Genomic DNA, 15,226 nt, shown 5'->3' with positions numbered 1-15,226 from the left:
AATGGCTATGAGTGTCGCGCACCCTCCCGCCCCGCGCGGCCGCATAAGCCGCATTACGTCCCTGTTCTGGCGTAAACCGTCGCTCGGACTGTTCCTGCTTCTGCTTGCACCGCTGATGTGGTTTGGCATTGTCTATTTAGGATCGCTGCTGACCCTTTTGTGGCAGGGTTTTTACACCTTTGACGATTTCACCATGACGGTCACGCCGGATCTGACCCTGGCGAACATACTGGCGCTCTTCAATCCGGCAAACTACGACATCATCCTGCGCACGTTAACGATGGCGATTGCGGTGACGATTGCCAGCGCAATTCTGGCGTTCCCGATGGCCTGGTACATGGCGCGATACACCCGCGGCAAGTGGAAAGCGTTTTTCTATATCGCCGTGATGCTGCCAATGTGGGCGAGCTACATCGTCAAAGCCTACGCCTGGACGCTGCTGCTGGCGAAGGACGGCGTGGCACAATGGTTCCTCAACCACCTGGGACTGGAGCCGCTCCTGACCTCGATCCTTACGCTACCCGCGGTAGGCGGCAACACTTTATCCACCTCCGGGCTGGGGCGGTTTCTGGTCTTCGTCTATATCTGGCTGCCGTTTATGATCCTGCCCGTTCAGGCGGCGCTGGAACGTCTGCCGGCTTCGCTGCTGCAGGCCTCAGCCGATCTCGGCGCGCGCCCGCGCCAGACCTTCCGCTATGTCGTTCTGCCGCTGGCTATACCGGGTATTGCCGCGGGCTCGATCTTCACCTTTTCCCTGACGCTGGGGGATTTCATCGTACCGCAGCTGGTCGGGCCGCCGGGCTACTTCATTGGTAACATGGTCTACTCCCAGCAGGGCGCTATCGGCAATATGCCCATGGCCGCCGCGTTCACGCTGGTTCCCATCGTGCTGATTTCTCTTTATCTGGCGTTCGTGAAACGTCTGGGAGCATTCGATGCACTCTGAACGCGCACCGCTGTTCCTGAAAGTGGCAGCGTGGGGAGGCGTCATCTTCCTGCACTTCCCGCTGCTGATTATCGCGGTCTATGCCTTTAATACCGAAGATGCTGCCTACAGCTTTCCGCCTCAGGGGCTGACGCTGAAGTGGTTTACTGCGGCGGCGGGGCGCGGCGATATCATCGAATCGGTGACGTTGTCACTTCAGGTTGCCGCGCTATCCACCGCGATAGCCCTGGTGCTTGGCACGCTTGCTGCAGCGGCGCTCTGGCGAAGCGAGTTTTTTGGCAAGAACGCGATCTCGCTATTGCTGCTGCTGCCGATTGCGTTGCCGGGGATCATCACCGGCCTGGCGCTGCTGACAGCGTTCAAAACAATCAACCTTGAGCCGGGGTTTTTCACCATCGTGGTTGGGCACGCCACGTTTTGCGTGGTGGTGGTCTTCAATAACGTGATTGCGCGGTTCAGACGCACCTCCTGGAGTCTGGTGGAAGCGTCGATGGATCTCGGGGCCGACGGATGGCAAACCTTCCGCTATGTGGTGCTGCCCAACCTGGGCTCCGCGCTGCTGGCCGGGGGAATGCTGGCGTTTGCCCTGTCGTTTGACGAAATTATCGTCACAACCTTTACGGCGGGACACGAACGCACGTTACCGCTGTGGTTGCTCAATCAGCTAGGCCGTCCGCGCGACGTGCCGGTCACCAACGTCGTTGCACTGCTGGTGATGCTGGTAACAACCATCCCCATTCTGGGAGCCTGGTGGCTAACCCGCGACGGCGAGAACATCGCCGGCGGCGGGAAATAACATTGATTTGAACAGGACAATGCTATGCAAACACATCTGCTGATAAAGGGTGAACTGGTTGCCGGAGAGGGAGAGAAACAGCCTGTCTATAACCCGGCCACCGGAGAGGTGCTGCTGGAGATTGCTGAAGCGTCAGCGGCACAGGTCGACGCGGCGGTTCAGGCCGCCGACCGGGCTTTTACTGAGTGGGGACAAACGACACCGAAAACGCGCGCCGAGTGCCTGCTGAAACTCGCGGATGCGATTGAAGCGCATGGCGAAGAGTTTGCCCGGCTCGAATCCCTCAACTGCGGCAAGCCGCTGCACTGTGCGCTGGGCGATGAAATTCCCGCCGTGGTCGACGTTTTCCGTTTCTTCGCCGGGGCGGCCCGCTGCCTGAACGGGCTGGCCGCGGGTGAGTATCTTGACGGCCACACGTCGATGATCCGCCGCGACCCGGTGGGCGTGGTTGCCTCTATCGCGCCGTGGAACTACCCGCTGATGATGGCGGCATGGAAGCTGGCGCCTGCGCTGGCGGCCGGTAACTGTGTGGTCATCAAGCCGTCTGAAATCACGCCGCTAACGGCGTTGAAGCTGGCGGAGCTGGCGAAAGATGTCTTCCCGGCTGGCGTTCTCAACGTGCTGTTTGGCCGTGGAAAAACGGTGGGCGACCCGCTCACCGGACATGAAAAAGTGCGCATGGTGTCGCTGACCGGTTCGATTGCCACCGGGGAGCATATCATCGGCCACACGGCGTCCTCCATTAAGCGCACCCACATGGAGCTGGGCGGTAAAGCGCCGGTTATCGTGTTCGATGACGCCGACCTGGATGCGGTTGTAGAAGGCGTGCGGACGTTTGGTTTCTACAATGCCGGGCAGGACTGTACGGCGGCCTGCCGTATCTATGCCCAGAAGGGGATCTATGCCCGGCTGGTGGAAAAGCTCGGTGCCGCGGTCGCCAGCCTCAAAATGGGTGCCCCGGAGGATGAGTCTACTGAACTCGGTCCGCTCAGCTCGGCTGCCCATCTTTCACGCGTCTGTCAGGCGGTTGACGAGGCGAAAGCCCTTGGCCATATCCGCGTGGTGACGGGCGGGAGCAAAAAAGAGGGGGCGGGCTACTACTTCCAGCCAACGTTGCTGGCCGGGGCGAAACAGGACGATGCCATCGTTCAGCGAGAAGTGTTTGGACCGGTGGTGAGCGTCACCGAATTCAACGATGAAGCGCAGGTCCTGGCCTGGGCGAACGATTCGCAGTACGGCCTGGCGTCGTCGGTCTGGACGAAAGACGTGGGACGCGCCCATCGCCTGAGCGCTCGTCTGCAGTACGGCTGCACCTGGGTCAATACCCACTTTATGCTGGTGAGCGAAATGCCGCACGGCGGCATGAAATTGTCTGGCTATGGAAAGGATATGTCGGTGTACGGACTTGAGGATTATACGGTTGTCCGGCATGTGATGATAAAACATTAGGAAATCATGCCCGGCGGTCTGCATCGCCGGGCGTTTGCTTTACCAGCCACACACCTCGTGCTCATTTTCCGTGTCGTAAGCGCGGACGGTATTCACCAGATCTTTGACCACGTCTGCGGCGACGTCGGGGATGAGCAACTCCATGGGGGCCTCTGTTTCATAATCCACCGAGACGCCGTTGCTGTTGTTGGTCACGGTCACTGTGTACGTTGCTTTACCCACGCGGTTACTCCTTATGTGTATTGACTACTTTGCCGATGCCTGCACCCTGAAGCGTAACAGCAGGATCGGCAAAAAAGTCGATATTGAAATAGGTATCGTCGGTCAATAGCTCGATGCGGTGCCATTTCTCTGGCGGCGAGATGCCAAACGATCCGGCTTCAATCACCAGTTCCAGATCCGGTTCGGTCGCGTCAGCGTTCGGGAAACCAAAATAGCGCACCGCACCCTGCATCACCGACAAACGGCCATATACGCTGGCTTTCGTATTATGGTGGGTGAAAAGGGCTTTTGGCGCGGTGTCTTTGTTCCAGAATGGCGTGGAGCGGGTATGAACAAAATTCTCAGGGATACGTAGCATAAGGGTTTCCTCGTAAATAAAAGCCGCTTAAAGCGACTTCAACACCTCTGGTTCGACGAAAAATTCAATATTGAACAGCGTGTCGTCGCTCATCACCTCGATGTGATGCCATTTCTCAGGGGGAAAAACACCGAAGTGGCCGGCCCTGATAATCAGTGTGCTGTCAGGCTCAGGGGCATGTTCATCAGCATAACCCAGGTAGCGGACGGCACCCTGCATAACGGACAGGCGGGGATAAACGCCCGGACGGGTACCCGTGTCGAGATGACGCTGAAAGATCCCGGCGGGGGCGGTTTCTTTATTCCAGAAAGGGGTAGAGCGGGTATGAATACAGCTTTGCGGAATGCGTAGCATATTGCCTCCCATGTATGTCTGCCTTTATTAGACGCCTTTGCGGAAGAGAAGATTTATCAAAAAGTGCATTTCACTTGCATGTTATCAATGAAGATAATGGGTGGCTCCCCCTGTTTGTAATACAAAATACTCAGTTGTTATTAGCCGTAATATTTAAGTGGTTATTATGTAATGAAAAAACTTGATCTGTATCAACATATGACGCATATTGCGTGCGGTTATTTTTTCGGCTCTGGTATACAGAATGACGTTGTATCAAAAGATGTTGGTTTTTTACGCAGTGATGGCTTCCATCTGTGCATTGATTACCTGGTTCCTTTCTAAAGACCGCAAGCGCATCCGCCTGCTTAGCGCGTTTCTGGTCGGGTCGACCTGGCCGATGAGTTTCCCCGTTGCGCTGCTGATTTCTCTTTTCTGAAGCATCCTTCCAATTTCGAAAGATGAACATAGCATTCCAGTTACGATGGCTGTATAAATACACAGTGCATCGTAAAAGGAGTGCTTATGAACAGTTTTTACTCGCATCATGCGGGTTGCACCGTGCGCTGGCATGATTTGCCCGGTTCTGGCGATCCCGTAGTCTTTATCCACGGATTGGGCTGCGCCTCTTCCTATGAATATCCTCGCGTCGTCCGAGACCCTCAGTTTGACGGGCGCAGAGCTATTCTCATCGATTTACCCGGCAGCGGTTACAGCGATAAGCCTGAACATTACAGCTATAAAACGACTGAACAGGCGCGCGTCGTGGCGGAGTTGATTGACCATCTTCAGCTGGATGCCTTCTGGTTATACGGTCACAGCATGGGCGGCAGCATTGCTATAGAAACGGCGGGGCTGCTGGCACCGCGCGTGAAGGGACTGATGGTGTCGGAGCCCAATTTTCACGCAGGTGGGGGGATGTTTAGCCGCTCTATTGCGGCGCAAACTGAACACCAGTTTGTGGCGCAGGGCTATAATGCCATGCTCCGCAAAGAGACCACCGCCTGGGCCGGGTGCCTGCAAAGCAATGCACCCTATGCCGTCTGGCGCGGCGCATCAAGCCTGGTCGCCGGTGTTGAGCCGGACTGGGAAGCGCAATTTCTGTCGCTACCTTGCCCGGTGACGTTGATTTTTGGTGAGCTCTCACTGCCGGATGACGATGTGGATAATCTGAAGCTGAAGGGCGTTGAGGTCAAAATCATCCCTGCGGCGGGGCACTCCATGTCGTGGGAAAACCCGTCGGCACTGGCGCAGGCGTTAGCGGAGTGTATGGCGGCGTGATTATCGTTGCTGAATACAGGCCGGGTAAGCGCAGCGCTACCCGGCAAGATAGGCCTCTACAGGATTAAAGCCCGCAGTGCCCGACGTGCGTCAGGCTGAACATCATGCGGGTGCTGATAATCAATGTTTTCGATTGCCCGGTTATAGAGGGCAACCAGCCAGTCATAAACGTACGCGGTGGCCGCATGAACAGGCTGCTCCCCCAGACGCGTCAGGCGCGGTGCGGCACTGCTGACGACGGGCGTAACAAAGATTGCCTGACCTTTGCGAATGCGGCTTGCGGGGCGTTCTGCTGACGGGGTCTGGTCGTAACCCAGCCAGCCAACGAAATTCCCTATCACCGCATGCAGCTGCGCCGCGCTGCTTTTATCCGCGTCGACAATTTGCTGAAGCTGTTGCGGCAGATTAAGCCGGTAGCTGGTTACCACCAGCACATCCGCAATTTGCTGCAGCACCGCGGGCTCCAGACCAAGACGGGCGGCGGTAGCTTCATTGCGGCTCCACTGGCGCAGATGATTTATCCATACTCTGTGCGCCAGGCGCGCTTTGTCTTTTGTCTGGAATCGTCCTGCGCTTTCCTGGGCGTTATCGGCGAACAGATCGATGGTGTCCGTGAACAGCCCGTTCACCTGCTCCTCGCGCGGCTGCTGAACGGCGAGCAGCGTTTCAAAGGCTTTCAGCGGCGGCAGCAGGCCCTCAAGCAGCTCCCCGTGACGGGCGGCACTGCTTTGCAGCGTGCGCACCATATTTTCGGCCTGAGCACGTCGTGTACCCGGTTCCTCAACCAGCGGCGCCAGATAGCTTTGCATCAGCGACGCGATCTCCTGCCGCAGCAGGTTTTTCAGCGTGCCAAGGCGCTTCTGCCGCTGTGCCGGGAGCGTCGCCTGAGACAACCACTCAATGACGCGCTGCATGCTGTGGCTGTCCAGCGCCTGCAGAGTTCCCCAGCGCAGGCCTGGCTTGCCCAGCAGATGCTGTACGGCTTCATCGAGATTCTGTCGGGTAGTGAAACGAGCGTCATGCGGTGTGATCGCCCACACCAGCCCCGGCAGGGCAGACTCCTCGGCAGGCTGGGTCTCTTTAATCCAGTTAATTAACACTTTTGCTTTTTGGGCCGTCTGCTCGTGCCGCGCTGTCGCGTTGCAGATAACCAGCACATCCGGCTGGAGCTGCTGGCGGTAATGTTCAAGCAGCCACTGGCATTTAGCCTGTACTAAAGGATCGGCACTGCCGTCTTCAAAGACCGGAATATCAATGATATCAACGTTATCCAGCGCGCCATTCTCAACCGGCAAGACCAGCTCGCGGGTAAGGAAAGCAAGCACGTCGACCGGGATGCTGATGGCGTTGAGCATTTCACCGTTGTTCAGCGGATGAAGCAGCGTCTCCTGAGTTTCCTGCTGGGTTAAGGTGCCGTGCGTCAGGAACCCTTCACCAGGCAGACCAAAGCTGTCCACCAGCAGGCTCAGCGGCGCAGCCAGCTCGCTCGCATGGCTGGTCTGATGCAGCACGTGGGCAAGCTTCAGCCACTGCTGGGTTAACTCCTGCTGCTCGCCCCACAGCAGCGACCAGACGCTGGCGCGGGTGCTGAGATCGAGCGATGGCACCAGCTGGGCAAACTCATGCCACAGGGCGTCATCAATTTGCTGTCTCGCGGCGGGTACCGTGCTTTGCCAGAAACGCGAAATCGCACCCACATCCTGCGCCGTGATGCCGGGCACGCTCTGCGGCTGGCGAAGGCCGCGCCATTTCTCCAGACGCGTCTCAATGACCGCCTTATCCACCGCACGCATCTGCGGGTGCAGCGTCGTGCGGGCAATAAACAGTTGTACCAGTTCGGCCTCGGTGACCAGGCTCAGACGCAGCGGAAACGCCTCATCCGCTACCTCCGGGGTGTCTCGGGTGAAGCGCACGGCCATGTTGGTCAGGGCATGCCCTGGGTTAATATGCGAAAAATAGTCAAAGGTGCGCTGGCCCGGCATCACGTTCAGGCGCCCGTTACCGCTGCCGCACAGCGACAGCAGCAGGTGCGCTTTGGCGCTCTGAGAATAGCCGTAAAGCCCAATGCTGCTCCGGCGGGTCAGGGCGCGTTCAATGGCCTGCTCCCGCGCCTGCGCCGCGTTGATGCGAGCAAGCAGGGCATCAGCATCGTTATCCAGCACAGGGGCGTTCAGGCGCGTCTCATTAATCCACCCGATCAAGGCCTGAGTGGTGGTCGTGGTCGCTGTCATTTCAGGTATACGCTCCCGCTGTCGATCCAGTAGTGGCTACCGCTGTGTCGGCGATCGGCCAGGGTATTCAGTTTGAAGGTTAACGCGTCAGGCGCAACCGGCGTGCCGTCCTGCAGCCAGGCATCGCTGAGCTCGAAGGCCTCCGGGCCCTCCTGCTTGCTGCCGCCGCCGAGCTTAAGCCGCACGTTAAGCACGCCGTCGCCGGCAATCGCTTTTGCCAGTTCAGCCGAGTTGATGCTGAGCGTATAAAGCGGCGTGGCGGGCCAGCGCGCGTTCGCCAGCTGGCGGAAACCGAGGGTGACGTTACCGCGCAGCGGGAAGTGCAGCCGCGCGTCGAGCTTCGCGCCGGGTTTATCGAGATCGATATCCTGATACCAGACGTTCTCCTCGCGCAGGGTGTTGACGGTGTTATCCAGCACGCCGAGATAACGCACCGTTGAATACGCGCCAATGTCCGCGGCCTTAAAGTTAAAGCGCGGCAGACGCAGATCGAGCGCCAGGCTGCAGAGCATGGCCCCCACCGCGGCGGTCGATTTCGGGTTGCCTATGCGCCCCTGCTGGCTGAAGGGATACCACTCGTGAACCTGATATTTATCCAGCCAGACGATGCGGTTGACCGGCACCGGCTGCAGATGCCGAATCAGCGCCTGAACGCCCGGCAGGCAGCCCGGGCGCCCGGTGATGAGCAGAATATCGCAGCTGTAATGGGAAATCGCTTCACACACAGCGTGGAGCGGCGAGGTCAGCGTAAACTGACCGGCCAGCATTGCATCCTGCATTTCGCGGAAGTTCACGTGCAGCGGCACGGCGAACAGGTCGAAGGCTTCTGAGCCCGCCGGCAGGGCATGATCGATTGCCTGCTGAAGATAGTTCATCACGTTGCGGGTTGGTTTCTGCGCAAGGAGTTCGCCAAAGGTGGCATGCAGGCCCGCCAGCGGATCGTCAATGTCGCTGGCTTCCCACGCGGAAAGAATGGCGTGGCCAAGCGGCATAAAGAGCTGAAGCGCCGTTTGCTGGCGCAGTACCGCCTGGGTATCAATACGCCCGGAGTCGCCGAACAGCGACGCCATCAGCAGCGAGGCGTCCGCAATGCCGGATTTCTGCAGCTGCGTTTGCAGGGCGGGCAGGACATAGCGCTGAATCACGTCCAGCAGGGTATCGTCGCCCGCCACCTTGAACCCTTCGCGGAACAGCAGCTGCGGGGTGATTTTGACGTTATTACCGGAGCCGTCATCAAGCTGGTAGTGGGTTATTGCCATATCCGTGGTGCCACCGCCGATGTCGATAGACGCGACGCGTAATGCGCGCCCCGGCTGCACGCCTGGCTCAGGTTCACGATCCGTGCGGGCGAGGGAGGCGAAAAAGGCTTCCGTCTGGCCGCCAAAATGGGAAATCGCTTCGTTATACAGCCAGACCAACTGACCGCAGCTGGCTTCATCCCACTCCATCTGGATCTCAGGGACCGGCACCACGCTTTTTTCCTGCTGCTTGCGGGTGGCAAAATCTTCATCCTGTGGGTGCCAGCCCATCGCTTTCCAGACGATGGCAATGGCTTCAAACATGCGGCGACGGAAAATCTCGCGCTCCTGCTTCGGCATGGCCGAGGGCAGGGTCAGGATCAGGGTGCGCAGCTGGCGCGGCGAGGCCGGGAAACCCAGGCGCAGGCGGGTGGCGACGCTGTTGATCTGGCCCAGCGCCTGCGCCAGCAGCTCGCACAGCATGTGCGTCATCAGCGTGCTGCGGCTGTACTGCGGCGAAAAGACCGGCAGCCGCTCGTCCTGCGGCAGCGTAAACAGCGGCTCACCGTCATCGTTCATCAGGTTCATCAGCGGAAACGCCGTGGCGAGCGGTTCACGCTGGGTTTTGCCGTTCATCTGGCTAAAGCGCCAGTCCTGCACGACAGGCGTTTCATCCCACAGGTAGCGGCGCGGGCTGGAGATGCCGCTGTTACCTTCGGTTCCCAGGCGCTGCATCGCCAGCTTGCGGGCTTCATCGCCCACGCGAACAATCGACGGCCAGACAAACGCATCTTCGCGACCGCTTTCCACCGAGAAGTGCTGTTTGCCAAAACGCGCTTCGGAGAATTCAAGACGGCTGGTAAAGAGAGGCTCGTTCAGGAACTGCGGCTCGCTTAACGAACGAACCTGCAGCTCGGCGGTCTGCCGGAGCCCGTCGTTTGCATCACCGTGGTCTTCGATAATGACGCCGCAGGTGTGGGTGTTGCCCACGTCGAGGATCAGGTCGACAGGAATGGCAGGCGTGCTGAGCGTATGGGTGACAAATTTCACTTCCGGCACGGTGAGCTGTTCACCGAGCATGGTCAGTACATTGAGCCAGTGGGCCTGATATTCAAAACTGCGCATCGCCTGATGCAGGTCGCGTTCAGAGCGGTTTTCCACGCCGTCGGCATACTGGGTAAATGCCTCACGCAGCCAGCCGTCAATCCATGTCTGGTCGAGGAAGCTTTCTACCTCACTATCGCGCCACGCCAGCGCAAAGCGGGTTCCATTCAGAATATCGTTTTCAACCGGCGACAGGGCGGAAGTGGCATGCTCCGCGATCTGGCTGTCGAGCGCGAGGGTGACGCGGTGCGAGTTGCCTGCCGTGTCGGGCTTCTCGAGCTTGCGCACCTGAACGCGCGCCCAGTTATCCGGTCCTTCCACAAAGGTCCGCGGCGGGTTGAAGCGCAGGAAGGGCACGGGAAGCCAGACGCCGTCCAGCACGGCAAGGGACTGATGCAGCGGAATGGTGGTTTCCGGTTTAACCACTTCAGGCTGACCGCCGTTCGTCCCCGGCAGGGTATAGCGCCCGTTCACCAGGTCGAAATCGAGTCGCAAAAGGGGGCCGTTCGCGGTTTTACGTACGAAGCGCCCGTTGCTGGCGGTGTCCTGCGGCGTCAGGCCGAAATCCAGGAACTGCACGCCGCTGTTGGCAATAAGCGTGACGCTTTGTTTATAGTCGCAAAGATTTACCAGCATAGGATCAGGCACCTGCTTTCTTGAACGTCAGTGGGACGACGGTGTTGGCATCGTAGCGAGCGCGACATTCTGCGATATCGCTGGCCCCGGCTTTACAGGCGACTTCCGGCATCGGATAGCGGGAACCGTCGGTGCAGCGAGCATTGCCGCGACTTTTAATCATCAGCTCGCCATTGCTGTGTAGCCCGGAGAAAATCTCCGCGCGGCAGACAATGTTGTCGCCGTGCACGACGCGGGCAAAACCTTTATTGTTCTGGATTTGATAGCGCATTGATGGCGGCTTGCCGGTGACCGGATCTTTCACGTCGAGAACCGCGCGCCAGGTACCGTTCAGGAAGCGCGTCGACCCGGCTTTCACCTGACCGGCTTCCATCACCATGGCATCTTTCGGGATCGGAACAATTACCACTGGTGCGGCTTCAGGCGCAGGAGCGGGTTCTTTTTCTTTACTGGCGACGACCTCAGCCTGATGCAGGGGGAGATTCATAGCCAGCGGCTCTACCGCTTTGATCGGCTGCGGTGCAATAGCCACGGGCTCAGGAGCCGGTGCCGGAGCGGGCTCTGCCGAAGGGGCCTGTTTTGGCCACAGCAGCGGCGCGGCAACGGCTGCCACAATCACGGCGGCAACCGGCAGGGTCCACAGGGGAATGCGACGTTTTTTCGTGACGGCAACAGGCGCAGGTTCCTGAGCGGGTTGCGCAACAACCGGCGCGGGCTCCGGCTCATACAGTTCTTCCGGCGTAATACGCACGGCGGTGACGGGCGCAATCAGCGGCTCGTCTGCTTTTTCAAAGGTGATGGCCGGTTCGGGCGCGGGTTCTGGCTCGGGCTCTTCAATCACAACGGGGGCAGGCTCGGGGATCAACGCTTCACGCAGGCAGTCGAGGACATCGTCGCGCGCATTTTCGTTCAGGTTTACAAAACCCCAGAAGCAAATAATCGGCTTTCCTGCGACCAGGAAAACAAAATTCTCGCCGGGAAACTGAAACGCTTTCGACAGCAGCGAGCCGAAAAGCTGCTGCGCGGTTTTGGGCGACTGGAGGCATTTCTTGCTTAACGACTCAACGCTGGCAAGCGTGTTTTCCAGATAGCGCAGGGCGCGATAGCGATCGTCTTCACTGGCCGCCTTCCAGCTGGTGACGCTTCCCTCAACGGGGGAATACCAGTCCACGCGGTCGCCGCTGTCGTTGACCTGAGGAATAGCCAGACAGTCCACTATGGCCTGCTGTTTGCGCAATCGAAGCGCTTCCCGGATTTGTAACGCTGATTCAAAAACGGCCTGTCCGCCGCCGCCAACGGCCTGAAAATCATCCAGATTACCGCTGCGTAAAAGAGTTTTTGCCACGATTTGATCCCATATACTTCTTCACACCGTTACTTTAACGAAACGAGGAAGCAAACAAACGGAGGAAGAGACGCTAAAAGCGCCGATTTCTTGCGGCATAGATCGTGACGGTTGTGCTTGACGAATAACGTCACTTAAGGCAAATCACCTATTTTTGCACTGGCGGCAAAACCGGCAAAAAACGCGGCTTTAGAATAACCTGATAGTGTTTCGTTATTTGCCAGGTGATAAGGGCTGTGCTGTTATTACTGACCTATATAATAAAACTGTCAGGGTTATAACTATGTCTACAGGGAAAACGCTGCTCGCCCTTGCGCTGAGCGCTCTTTTACCAGCCGGTGCCGCATGGGCGGCAAACAACGACACCCTTATTTACTGCTCCGAGGCATCGCCAGAGTCGTTCAACCCGCAAATCGCCAGCTCCGGCCCGTCGTTCGTGGCCAGCTCTCAGGTTCTGTACAACCGCCTGATCAATTTCGACCCGGTGAAAAATACCCCGGTACCGTCACTGGCGGAATCCTGGACGATTTCACCGGACGGCAAGACCTATACCTTTACCCTGCGCAAAGGGGTGAAGTTCAACAGCAACAAATACTTCAAGCCGACGCGCGACTTTAACGCCGATGACGTTATTTTCTCGGTGATGCGTCAGAAAGACCCTAAACACCCGTACCATAATGTGTCCCAGGGCAACTACGAATACTTCAACGATGTCGGGCTCGATAAGCTGATTCAGGACGTTAAAAAGGTCGACGATTATCACGTCCAGTTCACCCTGAGTGAACCCAACGCCGCGTTCCTGGCCGACTGGGGAATGGATTTCGCGTCGATCCTTTCCGCCGAATACGCCGATGTGATGCTGAAAAAAGGCACGCCTGAGAACGTAGATACCTGGCCGATCGGCACCGGGCCCTATGTGCTCCAGCAGTACAAGGTGGACTCGCTGATCCGCTACGTCGCTAATCCGAACTACTGGGATGGCGAGGTGCCGACCAAACATCTTATCTTCTCGATCACGCCAAACGTGGAAACCCGCCTGGCGAAATTACAGACCAACGAGTGTCAGATTATTCCTGCGCCGTCTCCGGTTCAGTTTGACGTGATTAAAAAGAACAAAGACCTGACGCTGCACTCTGTCGATGCGCTGAACGTCGGCTATCTGGCGTTTAACACCGAGAAAAAGCCGTTCGATAACGTGCTGGTGCGTCAAGCGCTGAACTACGCGACCGACAAGAAGGCTATCGTTAATGCGGTCTTTATGGGCTCCGGTACGGTGGCAAAATCGCCGATCCCGCCAAATATGCTGGGCTTTAATAAAGATCTGCAGGACTACAGCTACGATCCTGATAAAGCAAAAGCGCTGCTGAAGCAGGCCGGACTGGAGAAGGGCGCAGAAGTCACGCTGTGGTCAATGCCGGTTCAGCGTCCGTATAACCCTAACTCGCGTCGTATCGCGGAGATGATCCAGAGCGACTGGGCGAAAGTCGGCGTGAAGGCCAAAATCGTCTCTTACGAGTGGGGCGAATACCTCTCCGGGATGCGCAAAGGCGAGCACGACTCCGCGCTGTTCGGCTGGATGTCCGATAACGGTGACCCGGACAACTTCGCCGATGTGCTGCTGGGCTGCAACAGCATTAAAACCGGGTCAAACGCCGCGCGCTGGTGCGATAAGGGTTATGATGCTCTGGTGCAAAAAGCGAAGCTGACCAGCAGCCCGGCCGAGCGCGCGAAGCTCTATGGCCAGGCGCAGGAGATTTTCTATCAGCAGGCGCCGTGGATTGCGCTCGCAAACGGGAAAACGTTCTACGCGACCCGCAGCAACGTGACCGGGTACAGCGTAAGCCTGATGGGCAGCGATTTCTCAAAAGCGAAGCTGAACTAAGCCTTTTTAGCCGGGTGGCGGCTCCGCCTTACCGGGCCTACATTTGGCACCTGTAGGCCCGGTAAGCGTAGCGCCACCGGGCACATAACGAGGAGTGACAATGTCACATTTAAACGAAGTTATCGCCCGCGTCGATGCCGCCATCGAAGAGAGCGTGATTACCCACATGAACGAACTGCTGATCGAATTAAGCGATGATGCGGAGCTGAGCCGTGAAGATCGCTACACTCAGCAGCAGCGTCTGCGCACCGCGATTTCTCACCACGGTAAGCAGCATAAAGAGGAGATGGACGCGCGTGAGGAACAGCTGACGAAAGGCGGCACCATACTGTAACCATCAAAACTGGCGTCGCGCCACCAGCCAGGCCCCGACCACCAGCATCACCGCGCCGCACACCGGGCCGATCAGGGCGCGCAGCGGAATGCCATTGCTCCTCAGCACGTCAAGCACCAGCCCGCCAATCAGCTGGCTTGCCACCAGTACGGCGATGGTCGTCGCCGCGCCAACGTTCTGATAGCCGCTGATGCTGGCAAACACAAAAAACGACCCCAGCAGCCCCGGGATAAGCGTCCACCAGCGCACCGTTGCGGCGAGCTCGCTGAACCCGGCGACGCCCTGTTTCAGCAGCAGAATGCTGACAAACAGCACGATGCCGACCAGGGAGTTCAGCAGCATCGCGATAAGAATGGTGGAGGAGGACTGGGTGATACGCACCATCAGGGTGTTTTGCACCACCAGACCAATGCCCGCCGCCACCAGAAACGCCAGCGTCAGTGACTGATTCATGGGATCGCGTCCGGGTCGCTGCGCTCGTCCAGCTGCAGCTGCATAAAGGTTAAGTCCAGCCAGCGGCCAAACTTGGTTCCCACCTGCGGCATTTGTCCGGTCGTCACAAAGCCGAGCGTTTCGTGGAGGTGAATCGAGGCATGGTTTTGCGCTTCAATCCCGGCCACCATCACGTGTTTACCGATGGCGCGGGCCTCGTTAATCAGCGCCTTCATCAGCGTGCGGCCAATCCCCTTGCCCTGATGATCCGGGTGGACGTAGACCGAGTGCTCAACCGTATGACGGAAGCCGTCAAAGGCGCGCCAGTCGCCGAAAGAGGCGTAGCCGGTGATTACGCCGTCCTCCTCACTGACCAGAACCGGGTAGCCCGCAAGCGTGCGCGCCTCAAACCAGGCGATTCGGTTATCGGTATCGACGGTTTTATCGTTCCAGATCGCGGCAGTGTGCAGCACCGCGTGGTTGTAAATCTCGCCTATCGCAGCGCAGTCTTCTTTGCAGGCATGACGAACGATCATGATGAAGCCTCTGTGTGTTGTTCACTATAGTGTTACGTTGTCGCTACGATATTACACAACTGTATCGCCCGATCGCTACGGCATAAGCCATATTTTTTTGTTA

General features: G+C 58.1%; 15 protein-coding genes. 7 read left to right on the top strand and 8 right to left on the bottom strand.

Annotated elements, in window-relative coordinates; genetic code table 11:
- Position 1 precedes the first annotated feature (1 nt).
- The 3 genes from IM314_RS02480 to patD are packed head-to-tail and all read left to right on the top strand — an operon-like array spanning position 2 to position 3,191.
- Positions 2-946, top strand: a complete 945-nt coding sequence (locus IM314_RS02480; RefSeq protein WP_193358185.1) for an ABC transporter permease — start codon at positions 2-4, stop codon at positions 944-946.
- Complete coding sequence (locus tag IM314_RS02475) at positions 936-1,742, top strand: ABC transporter permease (RefSeq protein ID WP_041909768.1); 807 nt, start codon at positions 936-938, stop codon at positions 1,740-1,742. The genes IM314_RS02480 and IM314_RS02475 overlap by 11 nt, the downstream gene beginning before the upstream one ends.
- 24 nt (positions 1,743-1,766) lie before the next feature.
- Positions 1,767-3,191: an aminobutyraldehyde dehydrogenase gene (gene patD / locus IM314_RS02470; protein WP_193358186.1), complete on the top strand. Its 1,425-nt coding sequence runs from the start codon at positions 1,767-1,769 to the stop codon at positions 3,189-3,191.
- Positions 3,192-3,230: 39 nt separating this feature from the next.
- Here the strand turns inward: patD and IM314_RS02465 are convergent, their stop codons facing one another.
- From IM314_RS02465 to IM314_RS02455, 3 genes are read right to left on the bottom strand one after another with little or no spacing between them, the layout of a single operon-like run.
- Entirely contained in the window at positions 3,231-3,413 is a 183-nt protein-coding gene (locus tag IM314_RS02465; RefSeq protein WP_003856955.1) for a DUF1869 domain-containing protein, read from the bottom strand.
- A gap of 4 nt (positions 3,414-3,417) precedes the next feature.
- Positions 3,418-3,771 (bottom strand): DUF1971 domain-containing protein, encoded by a 354-nt coding sequence (locus IM314_RS02460; protein ID WP_059354363.1) that lies wholly within the window; start codon positions 3,769-3,771, stop codon positions 3,418-3,420.
- Between the two features lie 27 nt (positions 3,772-3,798).
- Positions 3,799-4,125: a DUF1971 domain-containing protein gene (locus tag IM314_RS02455; RefSeq protein WP_041912006.1), complete on the bottom strand. Its 327-nt coding sequence runs from the start codon at positions 4,123-4,125 to the stop codon at positions 3,799-3,801.
- Positions 4,126-4,369: 244 nt separating this feature from the next.
- Between IM314_RS02455 and IM314_RS02450 the strand changes: the two genes are divergently transcribed.
- Together IM314_RS02450 and IM314_RS02445 are read left to right on the top strand one after the other, a co-directional pair.
- Positions 4,370-4,543 (top strand): GhoT/OrtT family toxin, encoded by a 174-nt coding sequence (locus IM314_RS02450; protein WP_014883956.1) that lies wholly within the window; start codon positions 4,370-4,372, stop codon positions 4,541-4,543.
- A gap of 86 nt (positions 4,544-4,629) precedes the next feature.
- The gene (locus IM314_RS02445; RefSeq protein ID WP_041909774.1) at positions 4,630-5,385 is read left to right on the top strand and encodes an alpha/beta fold hydrolase; all 756 of its coding nucleotides are present in this window, start codon (positions 4,630-4,632) and stop codon (positions 5,383-5,385) included.
- A gap of 56 nt (positions 5,386-5,441) precedes the next feature.
- Here the strand turns inward: IM314_RS02445 and IM314_RS02440 are convergent, their stop codons facing one another.
- Genes IM314_RS02440 through IM314_RS02430 form a run of 3 tightly spaced genes read right to left on the bottom strand, consistent with a single transcriptional unit; the run spans position 5,442 to position 11,939 of the window.
- A complete protein-coding gene (locus IM314_RS02440) occupies positions 5,442-7,616 on the bottom strand; it encodes a virulence factor SrfC family protein (protein ID WP_193358187.1) in 2,175 nt (724 codons plus the stop codon).
- Positions 7,613-10,594: a virulence factor SrfB gene (locus IM314_RS02435; protein WP_193358188.1), complete on the bottom strand. Its 2,982-nt coding sequence runs from the start codon at positions 10,592-10,594 to the stop codon at positions 7,613-7,615. The genes IM314_RS02440 and IM314_RS02435 overlap by 4 nt, the downstream gene beginning before the upstream one ends.
- A gap of 4 nt (positions 10,595-10,598) precedes the next feature.
- Positions 10,599-11,939 carry an SrfA family protein gene (locus IM314_RS02430; RefSeq protein ID WP_063154232.1) on the bottom strand — a complete coding sequence of 447 codons (1,341 nt, stop codon included), beginning with the start codon at positions 11,937-11,939 and terminating at the stop codon, positions 10,599-10,601.
- Between the two features lie 283 nt (positions 11,940-12,222).
- Between IM314_RS02430 and IM314_RS02425 the strand changes: the two genes are divergently transcribed.
- Complete coding sequence (locus tag IM314_RS02425) at positions 12,223-13,821, top strand: ABC transporter substrate-binding protein (protein WP_163332265.1); 1,599 nt, start codon at positions 12,223-12,225, stop codon at positions 13,819-13,821.
- 100 nt (positions 13,822-13,921) lie between these two features.
- Complete coding sequence (locus IM314_RS02420) at positions 13,922-14,155, top strand: YdcY family protein (protein ID WP_008501298.1); 234 nt, start codon at positions 13,922-13,924, stop codon at positions 14,153-14,155.
- A 3-nt stretch (positions 14,156-14,158) separates the two neighbouring features.
- On the opposite strand, the gene IM314_RS02415 is transcribed toward IM314_RS02420, so the two are convergent.
- Together IM314_RS02415 and IM314_RS02410 are read right to left on the bottom strand one after the other, a co-directional pair.
- A complete protein-coding gene (locus IM314_RS02415; RefSeq protein ID WP_047365031.1) occupies positions 14,159-14,608 on the bottom strand; it encodes a DMT family transporter in 450 nt (149 codons plus the stop codon).
- Entirely contained in the window at positions 14,605-15,123 is a 519-nt protein-coding gene (locus tag IM314_RS02410) for a GNAT family N-acetyltransferase (RefSeq protein WP_028018868.1), read from the bottom strand. The genes IM314_RS02415 and IM314_RS02410 overlap by 4 nt, the downstream gene beginning before the upstream one ends.
- Positions 15,124-15,226: the final 103 nt, after the last annotated feature.

This window comes from Enterobacter cloacae complex sp. P42RS (assembly GCF_014930595.1).
Classification (GTDB): Bacteria; Pseudomonadota; Gammaproteobacteria; order Enterobacterales; family Enterobacteriaceae; genus Enterobacter; species Enterobacter bugandensis.
Note: the sequence above shows the minus strand (reverse complement) of the source record. Positions and strands in the feature narration are given on the sequence as shown.